The organism is Clostridium sp. DFI.1.208 (assembly GCF_024463855.1).
Taxonomy (GTDB): Bacteria; Bacillota_I; Bacilli_A; order Erysipelotrichales; family Erysipelotrichaceae; genus Clostridium_AQ.
In genome coordinates, this window is the sequence record NZ_JANGCA010000010.1 from 1 (window position 1) to 16,911 (window position 16,911).

The window sequence follows — 16,911 nt, forward strand, 5'->3', positions numbered from 1 at the left end:
TTACCATAGAGCAGATAAAGAAGAAATGCGAAAAAGAGGAATTTATCTCGAATAGTGAGGGCTACCACTTTGACGAAAGCAAGTTTGATGATTTCGACACCGCAAAGACCGTTTATATCGGTGCTGGGAAATCGGGATTGTCCTACCGCTTTTATGACAAGGATAAGGAAGTCTGTTCAAAACATAATAAGACACTTGATGAAGTCGGCAGTTGGAAACGGACAGAAATGCAACTGCGTGATGATAAGGCTCATGCTTTTGCCATGACATTCAAGGACAGACCGCTGGAACTGGGAGAACTGGCTTTCGGGCTATTGGCAAACAACCTACGCTTTGTCGTACCAAACAGAAACGAAAGTAATAAAAGCAGATGGAAAACGTGTCGGTTTTGGGAACGCTTTTTAGGGGCTGTGGAAGTCTTAAAACTGCAAGTACCAAAACAGCAAAATTCCCTTGAAGAAACACAGCAATGGCTCACAGAGGGTGGCGTGATTTCCGCTGTCAAAAGTTTTTACTTCTTGGAAGAACATGACGCATTAGGTGGACTGGAAAAAGTGGGAACTATGCTTGATAAGGCAAGATACAGCAATTCCCTTTCCAGTAAACTAACCGCCCACTTACAGAGGATAGACCGCACCGACCTTATCCCCTATATCCAGTATGACACGAAACATGGGAAAGGGGGTATCTGATGAATAACAACGATATTCCTGTATGGGAAAAATACACCCTTACCATTGAAGAAGCGTCAAAGTATTTCCGTATCGGAGAAAACAAGTTAAGACGCTTGGCAGAGGAAAACAAGGACGCTGGCTGGCTCATTATGAATGGCAACCGCATACAGATTAAACGCCGACAGTTTGAAAAGGTCATTGATAAATTGGACGCAATCTAATGCAAATGAGCCTTGTATGTGTTATGATGAACATAAGTCATATCAAGGCTCTTTCCAACAAGGAAAGGAGCAGATACCATGAAAGAAAAAAGACGGGATAGCAAAGGACGTATCCTGCATACTGGAGAGAGCCAACGAACAGACGGAAAATACTTATATAAATATGTGGACGCATTTGGAAACACAAAATATGTGTATGCTTGGAGATTGACACCCACAGACCCGACACCAAAGGGAAAACGGGAAAAACCCTCACTTCGTGAACTGGAACAGCAGATAAGACGGGATATTGAGGACGGTATCGACAGCACAGGCAAGAAAATGACGCTTTGCCAACTCTACGCCAAACAGAACGCACAGAGGGCAAACGTGAAGAAAAGCACACAGAAACAACGGGAACAGCTCATGCGGTTATTGAAAGAGGACAAGTTAGGTGCTAGGAGTATTGATACGATAAAACCCTCTGACGCTAAAGAATGGGCGTTACGCATGAAAGACAAAGGCTTTTCCTATAACACCATTAACAACCATAAACGCTCGTTAAAAGCGTCATTCTATATCGCCATACAAGACGATTATGTAAGGAAAAATCCTTTTGATTTCAAGTTAAGTGAAGTCTTAGAAAATGATACAAAAGAGAAAGTCGCATTGACAGAGGAACAAGAACAATCCCTACTGTCATTCATCAAGACGGACAATGTGTATCATAAGTATTTTGATGATGTGCTGATACTGTTAAAGACTGGACTTCGTATCTCGGAACTGTGCGGATTGACAATCATGGACGTTGATTTTAACCATGAGGTTGTGATTATCGACCACCAGTTATTAAAGAGCAAGGAACAAGGCTATTATATTGAAACGCCTAAAACAAAGAGCGGAACAAGGCAAGTACCGTTGAGTGAGGAAACAATCAAAGCATTTCAACGATTGATGAAGAAACGCCCAAAGGCAGAACCATTTGTGATAGACGGACGGGGCAACTTCCTATTTGTCAATCAGAAAGGCAAGCCCAAAGTTGCCATTGATTACAACGCCTTATTTGTCCGTATGGTAAAGAAATACAACAAGCACCATAAGGATAACCCCTTGCCACATATCACACCGCACACGCTACGCCATACGTTCTGTACAAGACTGGCAAGCAAGAACATGAACCCGAAAGATTTACAGTATATCATGGGGCATTCAAATATCAGTATCACAATGAACTGGTACGCTCATGCGTCCATAGATACCGCAAAATCAGAGGTTCAGCGTCTAATTGCATAGAAGTATTTACCACGATTTTAACCACGTTTGATAGCGAAAATATAAGAAGATAGACCTAGATATGTGAGGTTTACCACAAAAGCAAAAATGCCCGTAGAGCCGATAAAATAAGGCTTTGCGGACATTTAAGAAGATATAAAAAGATAGTCAAAAAGACATATATAATTTATATCCAATTTTTTAGGAGTTTTACCTTTTCGTTACGTATGTAGTAGTGTAAAGCATAAGACTGCATACGAAAGGAAGTGAATACTATGCTTACAAACGATGTATTAGGAAACAAAGATATGAAAAAAGAGGAGGTGGAAGAACGACTTAACTATGACAACGATATTTTTTTCAAATTCGCTCTTGGGACAGAAGATGAAGATGCGGCTTTTATCCGTAACACCATTATCGAACGAGTGACAGGAATTCAGCCTAAGGAAAGCACCGTATTAAATCCCAATCTGGATCCTGTTATTCTCAAAAAGAAGAATATGGTGTTGGACATCCGTGTACAGAGTTGAAGCGCTTTGAACTGTATGGTGCCAGAATGCTATCGAATCAGCTTGATAACGGAGAAAAGTATTACGAGCTTCTTCCTGTTTATCAAATCATCTTTCTTGATTCCTACGCCGAACATACCAGAAAATTGATTGATGCCTATCAGATGAGAAATGAGGAAGGTGAAGTGGAAAGTAAGCGAAGCTTGATGAGGAGAATTTACATCTATCTGCCGGAGATAAATGCAATCGTTAAGCGTAAGGGATTTGAAAAGCTGAATGACTTTGAACAATTATGCTACCTGTTTAAAAATAATGATGAAGATGATATACTAAAAACAGAGGAAAGGCTGGTGAAGAAGGTAATGGAAAAGTACAAAAAATTTCATGATGCGGAAGACCTCTGGTCAATAGCGATGGCAACGCAAATACAGGAACAGCGCGAAAAAAATGCTATTTTGGATAGCTTTGAAGATGGTGTTGAACAAGGACAAGAAGAAGGAGTAAGAATGCTGTTGAGGCGACAAATGGAAAGTAAATATCATGAAGACTGCTCAGCATGGCTATGCTCTTTGACAATGGAACAGCTCGATCTTGTATCCAATCTATTATTTACCTGTGATACCTTGCAGGAATTGAAAAATCAGCTTACGATTCACAAATAATACATACGAAGCTACGCAAAAAACTGTTTTATGAACTGTGAAACAGTTTTTTTTGGCAGTTGTATATAAAATAAAATCGATACCTGATGCTTTTATCCAAGTATAAAGCTAGCATAAATAAAAACAGAGGATTGTAGTATTTTAAATTGAATGCCTTATATTGATACATAAGAAATACTTTTGAATTATAGTTCATAGGTAAGATGCTTGCCTAGTATATGAAGCAAGCAGATGGTCATAGACGATGAAATTGACTATAAATACATAAATTGATAAGATATGTAGAAATTTATCTAATTTTTTAGGAGTTTAGCCCTTTCGCTACGTATGTAGTAGTGTAAAGCATAAGACTGCATACGAAAGGAAGTGAATACTATGCTTACAAAAGATGTATTAGGAAACAAAGATATGAAAAAAGAGGAGGTGGAAGAGCGACTTAACTATGACAACGATATTTTTTTCAAATTCGCTCTTGGAACAGAAGATGAAGATGCGGCTTTTATCCGTAACACCATTATCGAACGAGTGACAGGGATTCATCCTAAGGAAAGCACCGTATTAAACCCCAATCTGGATCCTGTTATTCTCAAAAAGAAAAAAATGGTGTTGGACATCCGTGTGAAGGACAGTGAAGGAAGAGAATATGGAATTGAAATGCAGACCACCTATTCAAAGAAATCAGAGTTGAAGCGCTTTGAACTGTATGGTGCCAGAATGCTATCGAATCAGCTCGATAACGGAGAAAAGTATTACGAGCTTCTTCCTGTTTATCAAATCATCTTTCTCGATTCCTACGCCGAACATACCAGAAAATTGATTGATGCCTATCAGATGAGAAATGAGGAAGGTGAAGTGGAAAGTAAGCGAAGCTTGATGAGGAGAATTTACATCTATCTGCCAGAGATAAATGCAATCGTTAAGCGCAAGGGATTTGAAAAGCTGAATGACTTTGAACAATTATGCTATCTGTTTAAAAATAATGATGAAGATGGTATACTAAAAACAGAGGAAAGGCTGGTGAAGAAGGTAATGGAAAAGTACAGAAAATTTCATGATGCGGAAGACCTCTGGTCAATAGCGATGGCAACGCAGATACAGGAACAGCGCGAAAAAAATGCTATTTTGGACAGTTATGAAGATGGTGTTGAACAGGGAATTAAACAAGGCATAAAACAAGGTGTTGAACAAGGACAAGAAGAAGGAGTAAGAATGCTGTTGAGGCGACAAATGGAAAGTAAATATCATGAAGACTGCTCAGCATGGCTATGCTCTTTGACAATGGAACAGCTCGATCTTGTATCCAATCTTTTATTTACCTGTGATACCTTGCAGGAATTGAAAAATCAGCTTACGATTCACAAATAATACATACGAAGCTACGCAAAAAACTGTTTTATGAACTGTGAAACAGTTTTTTTGGCAGTTGCATATAAAATAAAATCGATACCTGATGCTTTTATCCAAGTATAAAGACAGCATAATATAATAGGAGATTGCAGCACTTTGCATGCATTTGTTAAATGCCCTATATCGGTAAATTGTTACATTCATTCTGAAAGAAAATGAAAATATTCTCGAAAGTCTATTGACAATGACAGCAATCGGTTTTATAATCAAACCAATAAATTCGATTGATTCAGGAAGAGTAACAGAAGCCTTTGATCCATAGAGAGCTGATGATGGTGGAAATTCAGCGTGAGAAGATCTAGTGAATGGCCCTGAAGAGAAGCATCGGCGAAAAGTGATGAGTAGCTGATGACGCAATTCCCGCGTTATCTGAGGAAGCAGACATGTTGGTGTTTGTATAAGAGTGTTTTGCATTTGTCTTTTCGCAAAACGTATAGGTGGCTAAACGAAGATCCTTCGTCCTATGATACAGGGCGGAGGTTTTTATTTTTATTCTCACTCTTATACAGAAGCAGGAAAGGAAAAAGAAAATGAAAAACGCAGAAATTCTCTGCTGTCTCAGCAAACGATGGCGCAGCTCTTAACAGCCGCCTATGCAGATGACAGGAGGAACAATATGATGTATCCCGATTTACAAGCAGTGCGTATCTACGCAGAAACATATACACGGATTCCCGTTTACACTGTATTGGATTATGAACAGGATGATATTCTTGATTTGTATGCAATGCTGCGGGGGCCCTATTCATTTTTTCTGGAAAGCGGTGTTCTGAATTCGTATGGCCGCTATTCCATCATCGCTTTACCCTGTAATAAACGTTTGATCAGCAACGATGGTACGACACGTCTCATTCAACATGGAGAAGCTATACAGCTGGATGGAAATCCACTGGATATCCTGAAGAAGGAAATGCAGGAAAGTGCTCCCATCTATCCGGAGCTGCCTGTGTTTAGCGGTGGAGCTATCGGTCACTTCAATTACGATATGATTCGATTATTTGAACCCATTCAGGATCATCAGCTTCCCTCATTAGAGCTTCCCCTGATGCAGTTTGCATTTGTGCAGGAGCTGCTGGTACTCGATCATGAACAGCACCGTTTGTATATCATCGTGAATATGCAGACACAAAACGAGGAGTTAAAGACAGCCTATCAAAAAGCGGTAAAACGCATTCTTGAGCTGAAGGACAGGATATCCTGTCGAAAGCCCTATTATGGAAATCCTGTAGCTAAACGCAGCGTCACAAGCTCCATGGATAAAAAACAGTTTATGGATAAGGTAGGCAGGGCACAGGAGCACATTCATGAAGGAGATATCTTTCAGGTTGTGCTAAGCCAGCGTATGGAGGCAGCATATACAGAGGATCCGCTGGATGCCTATATGCAGCTGCGTAAGCTTGGAAAAAGTCCTTATATGTATTACCTGGATTTTGATGAATATGTCATTGCCGGGGCTTCTCCCGAGCTGCTGCTGAAGGGGCGCGGACGCTCCATTATGACGATGCCGATTGCCGGTACCCGTCCGCGGGGAGCCAACGAGCAGGAGGATCACAAGGCAGCACAATCCCTGCTCGAGGACCCCAAGGAGAATGCAGAGCATAACATGCTGGTGGATTTAGGACGCAACGACATCGGTAAGGTTTCAGAAACCGGCAGTGTACGCGTACAGCATATGAAGCAGGTACAGCATTATTCCCATGTTATGCATATGACGAGTGAAATACACGGGCAGCTGAAAGAGGGCTGCGATATCTTTGACGCACTCGCCTCCGTACTTCCAGCCGGCACCTTGTCCGGTGCACCGAAAATCAGTGCGATGAACATCATTGAAAAGCTGGAGCCGGTAAAACGGGAAATATATGGCGGGGCGATCGGCTTCCTTGGCTACAATAAACAATTTGATGCCTGTATCACGATTCGTACCTTTGTCTTTCATAAACATAAGGTCTATTTACAGGCAGGAGCCGGAATCGTAAAGGACTCCATAGCGGAAAAGGAATATGAAGAAACCATGCAGAAAGCAAAAGCGCTGCTTCGTGCAATACACGCCGAGGTGGCTATATGATTGTGATCATCGATAACTATGATTCCTTCACCTATAATCTCTATCAGGCAGTTGCCGCATATGAGCAGGATGTCATCGTTTTGCGAAATGATGCAGTAGATGTGGCTATGCTGCAGGCGCTGAAGCCGACTGCCATCATATTTTCACCGGGAGCCGGTCATCCCCATGCGGCGGGAGCTATGGAGTCCATTATACAGCAGTGCTACAAGGAAATCCCCATGCTGGGAATCTATCTTGGACATCAGGCCATTGCGGAGGTGTTCGCTTCAAGAATCGCCTATGCGAAAGAAATTCTGCATGGAAAGTGTGATGCAATCACCCAAACAGCAGCCTGTGCGTTATTTGATGGTCTTCCTGTCACATTTCCGGCAGCCCGCTATCATTCTCTAGTTGTAGAACAGCCGGGGAGGGAGCTGATCGTAACTGCGCTGAGCAGTTCAAAGGAAATCATGGCGATTCAGCATCGCCGCTATCCTGTATACGGTATTCAGTTTCATCCGGAATCCATTCTGACACCGGATGGTATGCGTATCATTAAGAATTTTATAACGAAAGCGAGGAGCTCTATATGTTAAAGGAATATATCAAAAAAATCAGCGAGTATCACGATTTGACCACAGAGGAAATGAAAAATGCCATGGATATCATCATGGATGGCAGAGCAGACAGTGAGCAGGTCAGTGCGTTTCTTATCGCAATGAAAATGAAAAAGGAGAGTCCTGCGGAAATTGCTGCGGCCTCCAGTGTTATGGTAAGCAAGGCCACACCGCTTCCAACCAGTGTCAAGGGCATTGTGGATATCGTCGGCACCGGTGGTGACTGTCTGAATACCTTCAATATCTCCACTACCTCCTCCTTTGTCCTATGCGGGGCAGGTCTGGCAGTTGCCAAGCATGGAAACCGCGGAGTTTCCAGCAAAAGCGGCAGTGCTGATACACTGGAGGCATTGCACGTCAATATCGCATTGCCACCCAAAGAAGCAGCCTATCTGCTGGAGAAAGTAGGCATCACCTTTCTGTTTGCGCAGACCTATCATGAGAGTATGCGGCATGTTGGTCCGATTCGCCAACAGCTTGGATTGAAGACGATGTTCAACATTCTTGGACCCTTGACAAATCCGGCACATCCCGATACCTATGTCATCGGTGCCTACAATGCGGAAATGGCAGACGTCATGATTCATGTCTACAAGGAAATGGGCGTCAAGCAGGCAGTTGTTGTTCATGGTGACTGTGGGATGGATGAGGTTTCCATGACGGGAGATACCCTTGTACATGAATTGAAAAACAATCAGATTCATACCTATACCATCTCTCCGGAGCAATTCGGTATAAAGCGCTGTCAGCTGCAGGAGCTAGTCGGTGGAGACAGTGTAGAGAACGCAAGAATTTTCATGGATATTTTACAGGGAGAGCACAGCGCCAAACGGGATGCCGTTTTACTGAACAGCGGTCTTGCCCTGTATATCAGCGGGCGTACGGATACCATTGAAACAGGAATCAGACTGGCAGAGCAGAGTATCGACAGCGGACAGGCTCTGGCGAAATTCCAGATGTTTCAGCAGTTGTCACAGGAGGTATGTGCATGATACTGGATGCAATCATAGAAAAGAAAAAAAGGACGCTGGAGGAGGAGCTGATGCAGATGCTCCCCAAGGAGCCGGGCAAGATTGCCAAGCAGATGAAGCTGTATGATTCCCTTTTTGTTATCGGGGAAATTAAGAAAGCAAGTCCCAGCAAGGGTGTCATCGTAGAGAATTTCAGTGCTGCACGCTTTGCGAATGCGTATGATGAAGCAGGAATCAATGCCATCTCCATTCTGACGGAACGCAATTACTTTCAGGGCGGTTTGGAAAATATAGCGATTGCCCGTTCGGTGAGCGATCTCCCCATTCTGCGCAAGGATTTCATACTGGATGCCCGCGAGGTTGTACAGACAAAGCGCATTGGCGCAAACATGATGCTGCTGATTGTGGCTATGCTGGATGATGCGGCACTGCGGGAGTTCTATCATATGGCGCGCTTTCTCGAGCTGGAGTGTATCGTGGAGGTTCACAATGAAGAGGAGCTGGAGCGTGCATTATTACTGCATCCGGAAATCATCGGTATCAATAACCGCGATCTGCATACCTTCGCGGTATCACTGGAAACCACAAAGCGTTTGGCTGGCCGCATTCCTGCGGATATCAGTATCGTTTCGGAAAGCGGAATTTTCACCCATGAGGATATGGAATATGTAAGAGAAGCAGGCGCAGATGCTGTCCTGATCGGAGAGAGCTTCATGCGCTGTGCGGATATCCGCACCCACCTGCAGGAGCTGAAGTATGGCAGTTGTAAAGCTGTGCGGTCTTAGAAGCGAAGAGGATGCGGTGCTGATGAATGAGGTACAGCCGGACTATGTCGGCTTTGTATTTGCCCCTGGAAAACATCAGATATCCGCAGCGACCGCCATAAGGCTTTCAAGTATCTTGAAATACAGCAGACTTGTCGGCGTTTTTGTGAATGAACAGCCTGATGTTATAGCACAAATCGCGAAACAGACAGGTCTGGATGTGATTCAGCTGCACGGGGATGAAAGTGATAAGGATATCGAACAGCTGAAAAAAAGCTGCAGGTGTGAAATCTGGAAGGCAGTACGCATTCATCAGCTTGAGGATATGGATGCTGCTTGGTTTCCACATGCGGACCGTCTGCTTGTGGACAGCTATGTGCAGGGCCTGCGCGGAGGAAGTGGAAAGCGTATCGCCATGGATGTACTGCAAAAGCTGGACGTATCCAGACTCATCATTGCCGGTGGCATCGGCATGGATACTGTAGAGGAAATTCTGGCGCTACAGCCATATGGCATCGATGTATCCACTGCATTGGAAACCGATGGCAGGAAGGATAAAGAAAAAGTACGCTCGTTTATGAAGCAGATAAAAGAAATAAGGAAGGCACAGGAATGCGCCTTGTAAGGATATATGCGATTGTTCACATTTGATTATCCGCAAAAAGCGGGAGATGGGAGGCAGTATGACAAAAGGAATGTATGGAGCGTTTGGCGGACAGTATGCGCCGGAAACACTTATGATTGCTCTGGAGGAGCTGGAGCAGGCCTATGAGCAGGTAAAGGATGATCCGGATTTTCAGCAGGAGCTGCAGTTTTATTTAAGAGAATATGCGAACCGTCCTTCTCTGCTGTATTATGCAAGGAAGATGAGTGAGGAGCTGGGCGGTGCGAAGATATATTTGAAACGGGAGGATCTGAATCATACCGGTGCACACAAGATCAACAATGTACTGGGACAGGTGCTGCTGGCAAAACGGATGGGTAAAACGAAAATCATAGCAGAGACAGGTGCAGGACAGCACGGGGTTGCATCTGCGACAGCGGCGGCTCTTTTCGGTATGGAGTGTGAGGTATTCATGGGCGTTGAGGATATGCGCAGACAATCGCTGAACGTCTTCAAAATGGAACTGCTTGGGGCAACGGTAACCGGAGTTTCCAGTGGTACGGGAACCTTGAAGGATGCATGTAACGACGCTATGCGGGCGTGGGCTTCCCGCTGCAATGATACCTTTTATGTACTTGGCTCTGCTGTCGGACCGCATCCGTATCCGATGATTGTCCGTGATTTTCAGAAAATCATCTCCGAGGAAATGAAGGCGCAGTGTCTGGAAAAGGAAGGCCGTCTGCCGGATGCGGTCATTGCCTGTGTAGGTGGCGGCAGCAATGCCATTGGCACCTTTTATGATTTTCTGGAGGATGAGGAGGTTGCATTGATCGGATGTGAGGCAGCAGGTAAAGGGATTGATACCTTTCAGCATGCCGCAACCATAGCACGCGGCAGTGTCGGTGTTCTGCATGGGATGAAATCGCTGTTTCTACAGGATGATGACGGACAGATTATGCCGGTGTATTCCATATCCGCAGGACTGGATTACCCGGGAATCGGACCGGAGCATGCCAGTCTTGCCAAAAGCGGACGCGTGAAGTATGTGCCTGTCACGGATGATGAAGCGGTTGCGGCTTTTCTGTATCTGACAAAAACAGAAGGTATCATACCGGCAATTGAAAGCAGTCATGCGCTTGCCTATGCCATGAAGCTTGCCCCAACCATGCCGAAGGACAGCATACTCGCCGTTACGCTGTCCGGACGCGGTGACAAGGATGTAAAAAGTATTGCGGAATATCTGGAGGTGGACGTTCATGAATAGAATCGATGCAGTATTTAAGAAATTGAAGCAGGAACAAAAAACGGCCTTCATCGGCTTTCTGACGGCAGGTGATCCGGACATCGCCACATGCATTGACTGTGTGAAGCAGCTGGAAAGCAATGGCTGCGATATCATTGAAATCGGAATCCCCTTTTCTGATCCCATTGCGGAGGGACCCGTTATTCAGGAGGCAAGTCTTCGTGCTTTACAGCATGACATTACAACCGGGACTGTTCTGAACATGATGTCGAACATTCGCGAGTTCTCCCAGATTCCGCTTGTTTTCCTCCTGTATTACAACCAAATCTTTAAATACGGGGCAGAAAATTTTCTCAGGGAAAGTGAAGCTGCCGGTATCGATGCATTGATCATTCCTGATCTTCCTATGGAGCATCGCAAGGAATTAAAGCCACTGGCGGATGCATATCATATACAGCTGATTTCTTTGGTAACGCCTGTATCCAATACTCGTAAAAAAAGTATAGCAGAACAAAGCGAAGGCTTTCTGTATTGCGTAACCTCCCTTGGTGTAACCGGTGCGCGAAAGGAATTCCAAACAGATTTACAGGCATTTTTAAAGGAGCTTTCTGCCTACAGTGATACGCCGAAGGCTCTTGGCTTCGGTATTTCCACCCCACAGCAGATCAATGAGATGAAGACCTATGCGGATGGCGTTATCGTCGGAAGTGCCATTGTAGAGAAAATCGGTCAACTTGCAAAGCAGGAAATCACATTGGAGGAGGTGGGCAGCTTTGTGAAGACACTTGCGGATGCGGCACATAGCTAACACTTTAAATCATCCATCAACTGCCAAATCGACACTTAAAAAGTGTACATTTGCTTATCAGGCTTTGAAACTATCTATTTTTATTATTCTGCGCAGCAGCTTCCAGTATGTTTTTAGAAGCTGCTGCGATTTTAAACCCTATGCTATGAAACCAGAAAATCCGATCAAAAATTTTTTTAAGAATGAAACTAGCGTGCCAAGTACGCTCATAAAAGGATACCATCCCTGCTTTTCCTTATGTATCAGGAAACTATGTATGAAATCAGGCAAAGTTGCGGAATAGTTGCTAGACGAAAGCACTCGCATTCTGGTATCCTAAATTCAGGAGCTGATACAATGAACGTAAATGACAAAATTAAATTGCTTCGCACAACGCACCAGTTATCGCAGGAGAGCCTTGCAGCACTTCTGGATGTCAGCCGGCAATCCATTAGTAAGTGGGAGAAGGGATTATCAAAGCCCAGCTCAGATAATCTGGCAAGACTTGCTGAAATTTTCTCGGTAACAATACAGGATCTTATGAATGACAGTATCACCTTAAAGCGTGGTTATCAGACCACGCATTATTTCACAGACATGCTGAAAAAAAAGATTTTTTTATTACCCTTCTGTACATTTCTTATCGTTTTCGCTACAATGCTTCTTATTGGTCTACTTTTACGCTATCAGGAAAGGCCAGAATTCTGGATTTTTAACATTATGACAATTTCTGCGACAGCCTGCTTCTGTGCTGCCATAATGTTTATATCTGTAATACTACGCTTTGTCTACCTTGATTGCAAAATACGTGATATTCGTCCTCTATGGTATGTTTTGATTTCCATTACACTGCCGGGATTTATATTTTATCTACTTTGTCGTGATGAGATGTCACAAAAAAGAAAAGGCCGCAAAGCCGATGTTTAACAGAAAAAAACATACACTGCATCTAAGCATGTTTGCATTCTTTTTATGCAGCTACTCCATAATCAGCGCACAGACCATCGGTATGCTCGCCTGGCTGGTTCCGATCTCCGTCATTTCCATCATCCAGCTCATAAAAGATTATCATGATATACAGAGGAAGGATCTGCTGACAGCCTGTTTTCTCAGCCTCATCGTACTGGCTAACAACACCATATTATCCATCGCAGTATTCCCAGCTTACCTCTCTGCCACGACAATGCTGCACAGCTCTTACGATATTCCATTCTTGTTTACCGATAAAACTATCGCAAAAGCACAACTGCGGAAAACGCTTCTTTGCCTCATGGCAGGCATCCTTTTAGCTGTCTTAAACTTACTGTTATCCAACAGCTATCTGCATCCTCATTGGAAGCTGTCTTATCTGTTTGCTGCCCTGCAGGCTGGAATTTTTGAAGAGGTTTACTTTCGTTTATTTCTATTTGCATGGGCAATACGTCTTTATGGAAAAGCTTCTTTAACTTCTTTCGCACGCGTCCTCATTTTCATCATTCTTATTTTCCCTCACGTATTTCTGCATTTTCCGCAGACTCTGGATATCATAAGCATTCTCATGCTTTCCCTGCTGTTCGCTCTTCCGTTTTCCATAATGATGCAAAAGATCAATCTGTTCTCAGCAATCGGGGCACACACCCTTGTGGATTTACTTCGTTTTATAATGCTTGGTATGTGAGCAGTTGCACGAATATAATTTATGCGGCTGCTTTTCCTATATTATGAGCAGAATAGATGCAGAAGCAGGTTCCTTGACATATAGTGAACCATCTCCTATAATGAACAGTGTTCAAGTTGGAGGTGGTTTATGAATAAGGTAGTAACCTCAAGAGAGGAGCTTCTGGATACAGCCAGACAGATTGTTTTTCAGGAAGGCATTGATCAGCTCAGTATCCGGACACTGGCGAAAAAACAGAATATTTCGGTAGGAGCTGTATACAACTACTTCCCGTCAAAGGCTGACCTGCTGCTTGCCATTGTGGAAAGCTTCTGGAAAGGCATATTCCATAAGGACATCTGTACGCTCAGTGAAACACTGCCCTTTGCAGATTTCTATGAGGTTGTATATCTTCGACTTGCTGAGCATATGGAGGATTTCTTTTCCGTTTTGCTGGGCCAACTGGATATATTGCGCAATACAGAAAAAGAGCGTGGAAAGCAGATGGAGGAACGCTATCAGCTGCATATCCGCAAGGGATTCCTTTATGCCTTACAGCAGGACTGTAATATCCCGGAGCATATTTGGGATGATACATTTACGAAGGAAGCCTTCATCGATTTTCTGATGGAGCATATGATGAATGATTTATCACACCAAAGAAGGAGCTGTACCTTCACTAAGGAGCTTATCTGCCGACTGCTTCAGGCAAACCATTGAACAGCTTCTCACGGTCCAAAATGAACGATGTTCATATAATAAGGAGGAAGACACATGCAGGCTGTTATGGAAACTGCTTTTGATATTTTATATTTATGTACCGTTTGTATTCTCGGGTTCACCATGATACGAAAGGCAAAAGGAAGCCGTATGCTTCTGCTGTTTGGAATCATGGCGGTAACCCTTGGGCTGGGAGACGCCTTCCATCTGGTCCCAAGAGCCTATGCTTTATGTACAGATGGACTTGCGGCACACACGACAGCATTGGGAATCGGGAAATTCATAACATCCATTACCATGACCATTTTCTACCTGCTGCTGTTTCACATATGGGAGCTGCGTTATAACAGACACAGTCCCCTGCTTCGCACAGGTATGTATCTGCTTGCTTTTTTCCGAATTGCACTCTGCTTCTTTCCGCAGAATGCATGGACAAGTCCGGATGCACCGCTTTTCTGGGGTATCCTGCGAAATGTTCCGTTTGCCATGATGGGGCTTTGGATCATCGTGTTGTTTTATCAGCAGGCCAGACAAAAAGAGGATTTCATCTTCCGCTATATGTGGCTTGCCATAACACTGAGTTTTCTGTTTTACATTCCGGTTGTCTTATGGGCAGATACCATGCCAATGATTGGAATGCTGATGATTCCCAAGACACTCGCTTATGTATGGGTTGTATGGATGGGATATCAAATGATGAAAAAGGAGCTGAATTATTTATGAAAAAAACAATAAATCTTGCATTTCTATATGCGATTCTCGCTATGATTGGCGGAGTCTTTTACCGGGAATTCACAAAGCTTAGCGGCTTTGACGGGCGCACAGCATTATCCTTTGTGCATACCCATTTGTTTCTGCTGGGGATGGTCATGTTTCTGATTGTCACCTTCTGTATCCGACTGTTTGCTATTCAGGAATCAAAAAAGTACAGGGCATTTATCATCGTATATAATATTGGTGTTCTTCTGACTTCTCTGATGCTGGCAGTTCGTGGTGTTCTTCAGGTAAACGGCAGCACACTGAGCTCTGCGGCAAACGGTATGATTTCCGGCTTTGCAGGTATTGGGCACATTCTGGTTGGTATCGGTATGATTCTCTTCTTCCTGATGCTGAAAGAGAAGGTGAAGGAATCATGCATGTAGCAAAGAAATATCTGCTTCTGATCGCAGGTATTGTATGGGCTGCCGCAGGCTTCAATATTGTTCGGATTGGATGGCTGAGTACCAGCTATATGAGCATAGCAACTGCTGCTGCCGCAGTTGTCACCTTCCTGATTTTCTATCATATGATTTTCAAAAAGCTGATTCATAAGCATACTGAGCGCATTCTTGCCAATAAAGAAGATCGTATGCATATCCTGCGTTTCTTCGATGCAAAATCTTATGTGATTATGATTTGTCTGATGAGCTTTGGTATCGCTCTGCGTGCGTCCCACCTTTGGCCGGATGTATGTATCAAGTCCTTCTATACCGGACTTGGCTGTGCGCTGCTTGCGGCCGGCATCGGCTTCCTACGACAGTATGGTAAAACCAGTTTGCATGCGAATTAGACAAATAAATAGGCTGTTGCACCCTACAATCAAGAAAACAAACAGGCTGCTGTACAGCACGATATAAAAATAAGAGAATTCAAACTTTACGCGAGGTATCTTTGAATTCTCTTTTTCATTTGTAATTGGTTCCGGTGGACAACCGTTTGTCATTTTATGCCAGCTGTTTCTGCCATCGTTTATGCTATACCGCATTCCTTATTGAAGGCGATACCTTATCCGGGAATATCAGGATCAACCTTTCTATGCTCCTTCGATATACTGCTCATCTTTTATTTGCAGACTGCCATCCCTGCATGCTCTTCCACATCCTCATCCAGTTTTTCCACCTTTCCTGCTTGATTTAAAATGTCCTGCCTCCCGGAAAGATGGTATGAATAGACAGTCGATGCTTTTCCTTTTGTGCAAACACCGTTCCCTGCATTCCTTCACACAGCTCCTTAACAATAGCCAATCCTAGACCAGTATCTCTGCCGCTTCCACTATTATCCTTTGTATAAAAACGATCAAATATCGCCTTTGCATCCACATCATCCACAAGGTCATTCTCAAAAACAAGCTCGCATGTGCTGTTTGTTTCCTTTGCCGAAATCACAAAGGCTCCAAAGCCGTGACGCAGTACATTTACACACAGATTATGCAGCATTCGCTTTAGATATACCGAATCCCCTGTCAGGATCGTCATAGGATCGACCTCCAGCTGAACCTCCAGCTCTTGCTGTTTGAAATCCTCGTAGTAATGCAGGAGCACTTCACTCAGCATATCATGAATGCGAATCGGCTCCGGATGAAACTCAATGCTGGCACTGCTCAGGCGCGTATACAAAAACAGCTCCTCCAGTAAGTCCTGTAAATATGTCATACGTGCCCGGATCACCTGAAAGCAATGCTGTCGTTCCGCTTCATTCTCTGCTGTTTCCAGCATTTGCAGATAACCGCTGATACTTGTCAACGGCGTGCGGATATCATGCGATATGTTGGTAATCAGATGCTTAAAATTATGATCCATCCGCATGGCCCGCACACTTTCCTGCATATAATATTCCCGCAGCTTCTGCATCTCCTCACAAAGCGCCTTCATCTGCGGGTCCATGGATGCTGAATAAAACCGGAAGGTGCTATGCTCCCGGTTGGTATAGATCAGCTGCTCTTTGATACAGCGTAGATTATTGTGCTGAAGCAAGAGAAGCAGCAAAAGGAACAGACACAGGATGCCCAATACAAGCACGATAATTTCCAGCATACTGTTCCC

At 43.8% G+C, this 16,911-nt stretch carries 20 protein-coding genes; 19 read left to right on the forward strand and 1 reads right to left on the reverse strand.

The genetic code is table 11. The features are described 5' to 3' along the window. From NE665_RS06930 to NE665_RS07020, 19 genes are all read left to right on the forward strand, one after another. The coding region (locus tag NE665_RS06930; RefSeq protein ID WP_256302515.1) for a replication initiation factor domain-containing protein at positions 1-692 on the forward strand (692 nt) is incomplete at its 5' end. Further along, positions 692-895, forward strand: a complete 204-nt coding sequence (locus tag NE665_RS06935) for an excisionase (RefSeq protein WP_002610247.1) — start codon at positions 692-694, stop codon at positions 893-895. The genes NE665_RS06930 and NE665_RS06935, both read left to right, overlap by 1 nt. Before the next feature lie 78 nt (positions 896-973). After that, positions 974-2,167, forward strand: a complete 1,194-nt coding sequence (locus tag NE665_RS06940; protein WP_025301273.1) for a site-specific integrase — start codon at positions 974-976, stop codon at positions 2,165-2,167. A gap of 254 nt (positions 2,168-2,421) precedes the next feature. Next, a complete protein-coding gene (locus NE665_RS06945; protein WP_256302516.1) occupies positions 2,422-2,676 on the forward strand; it encodes a hypothetical protein in 255 nt (84 codons plus the stop codon). Next, the gene (locus NE665_RS06950; protein WP_256302517.1) at positions 2,673-3,317 is read left to right on the forward strand and encodes an Rpn family recombination-promoting nuclease/putative transposase; all 645 of its coding nucleotides are present in this window, start codon (positions 2,673-2,675) and stop codon (positions 3,315-3,317) included. Before NE665_RS06945 ends, NE665_RS06950 begins: the two co-directional genes overlap by 4 nt. 375 nt (positions 3,318-3,692) lie before the next feature. Next, a complete protein-coding gene (locus NE665_RS06955) occupies positions 3,693-4,682 on the forward strand; it encodes an Rpn family recombination-promoting nuclease/putative transposase (protein WP_233104564.1) in 990 nt (329 codons plus the stop codon). Between the two features lie 658 nt (positions 4,683-5,340). Then, complete coding sequence (locus NE665_RS06960) at positions 5,341-6,789, forward strand: chorismate-binding protein (RefSeq protein ID WP_117443385.1); 1,449 nt, start codon at positions 5,341-5,343, stop codon at positions 6,787-6,789. Next, positions 6,786-7,364, forward strand: coding sequence for an aminodeoxychorismate/anthranilate synthase component II (locus tag NE665_RS06965; protein ID WP_117443378.1), 579 nt, complete (start codon positions 6,786-6,788; stop codon positions 7,362-7,364). The genes NE665_RS06960 and NE665_RS06965 overlap by 4 nt, the downstream gene beginning before the upstream one ends. Then, the gene (gene trpD, locus NE665_RS06970) at positions 7,358-8,377 is read left to right on the forward strand and encodes an anthranilate phosphoribosyltransferase (protein WP_117443377.1); all 1,020 of its coding nucleotides are present in this window, start codon (positions 7,358-7,360) and stop codon (positions 8,375-8,377) included. The genes NE665_RS06965 and trpD overlap by 7 nt, the downstream gene beginning before the upstream one ends. Further along, positions 8,374-9,141 carry an indole-3-glycerol phosphate synthase TrpC gene (gene trpC, locus NE665_RS06975; RefSeq protein ID WP_117443376.1) on the forward strand — a complete coding sequence of 256 codons (768 nt, stop codon included), beginning with the start codon at positions 8,374-8,376 and terminating at the stop codon, positions 9,139-9,141. Before trpD ends, trpC begins: the two co-directional genes overlap by 4 nt. After that, positions 9,113-9,745, forward strand: coding sequence for a phosphoribosylanthranilate isomerase (locus NE665_RS06980; protein ID WP_117443375.1), 633 nt, complete (start codon positions 9,113-9,115; stop codon positions 9,743-9,745). Before trpC ends, NE665_RS06980 begins: the two co-directional genes overlap by 29 nt. Before the next feature lie 58 nt (positions 9,746-9,803). Next, positions 9,804-10,988 (forward strand): tryptophan synthase subunit beta, encoded by a 1,185-nt coding sequence (trpB, locus tag NE665_RS06985; protein WP_117443374.1) that lies wholly within the window; start codon positions 9,804-9,806, stop codon positions 10,986-10,988. Next, the gene (gene trpA / locus NE665_RS06990; RefSeq protein ID WP_117443373.1) at positions 10,981-11,775 is read left to right on the forward strand and encodes a tryptophan synthase subunit alpha; all 795 of its coding nucleotides are present in this window, start codon (positions 10,981-10,983) and stop codon (positions 11,773-11,775) included. Before trpB ends, trpA begins: the two co-directional genes overlap by 8 nt. A 336-nt stretch (positions 11,776-12,111) precedes the next feature. Further along, the gene (locus tag NE665_RS06995) at positions 12,112-12,681 is read left to right on the forward strand and encodes a helix-turn-helix transcriptional regulator (protein ID WP_178759747.1); all 570 of its coding nucleotides are present in this window, start codon (positions 12,112-12,114) and stop codon (positions 12,679-12,681) included. Next, positions 12,674-13,411 (forward strand): CPBP family glutamic-type intramembrane protease, encoded by a 738-nt coding sequence (locus NE665_RS07000; protein ID WP_117443371.1) that lies wholly within the window; start codon positions 12,674-12,676, stop codon positions 13,409-13,411. The genes NE665_RS06995 and NE665_RS07000 overlap by 8 nt, the downstream gene beginning before the upstream one ends. 129 nt (positions 13,412-13,540) lie before the next feature. After that, the gene (locus tag NE665_RS07005) at positions 13,541-14,110 is read left to right on the forward strand and encodes a TetR/AcrR family transcriptional regulator (protein WP_117443370.1); all 570 of its coding nucleotides are present in this window, start codon (positions 13,541-13,543) and stop codon (positions 14,108-14,110) included. A 54-nt stretch (positions 14,111-14,164) separates the two neighbouring features. Continuing rightward, positions 14,165-14,833 carry a hypothetical protein gene (locus NE665_RS07010; protein WP_117443369.1) on the forward strand — a complete coding sequence of 223 codons (669 nt, stop codon included), beginning with the start codon at positions 14,165-14,167 and terminating at the stop codon, positions 14,831-14,833. Further along, positions 14,830-15,252, forward strand: coding sequence for a DUF2871 domain-containing protein (locus tag NE665_RS07015; protein ID WP_117443368.1), 423 nt, complete (start codon positions 14,830-14,832; stop codon positions 15,250-15,252). Before NE665_RS07010 ends, NE665_RS07015 begins: the two co-directional genes overlap by 4 nt. Continuing rightward, positions 15,243-15,659, forward strand: a complete 417-nt coding sequence (locus NE665_RS07020) for a hypothetical protein (protein ID WP_178759746.1) — start codon at positions 15,243-15,245, stop codon at positions 15,657-15,659. The genes NE665_RS07015 and NE665_RS07020 overlap by 10 nt, the downstream gene beginning before the upstream one ends. A gap of 343 nt (positions 15,660-16,002) precedes the next feature. Here the strand turns inward: NE665_RS07020 and NE665_RS07025 are convergent, their stop codons facing one another. Further along, entirely contained in the window at positions 16,003-16,902 is a 900-nt protein-coding gene (locus NE665_RS07025) for a HAMP domain-containing sensor histidine kinase (protein ID WP_117443366.1), read from the reverse strand. Positions 16,903-16,911 lie beyond the last annotated feature (9 nt).